We start from the raw sequence: 262 nt of genomic DNA, 5'->3' as shown, positions 1-262 counted from the left end.
GAAATCGGCGACATGTATCAGTTCTAGGGACGGCCCGCAATTGATATATAAGGTGAGCCTTGTGTCTTGCACTTTGGCCCACCTGTTTCATGAAAGACTCTCACTACAGCGAAAGCGTCGAAATGTACCTGAAAACGCTCGCTACCCTCGGGGGTGGTAGTGAGCCGGTGCCCATTGCGCGCATCGCCGAGCGTATGGATGTCACCACCGTCTCTGCGAATGAGATGATGCAGCGCCTGGCGCGTGAGAACCTCGTTGCCCA

The organism is Chloroflexaceae bacterium (assembly GCA_025057155.1).
Classification (GTDB): Bacteria; Chloroflexota; Chloroflexia; order Chloroflexales; family Chloroflexaceae; genus JACAEO01.
Note: the sequence above shows the minus strand (reverse complement) of the source record.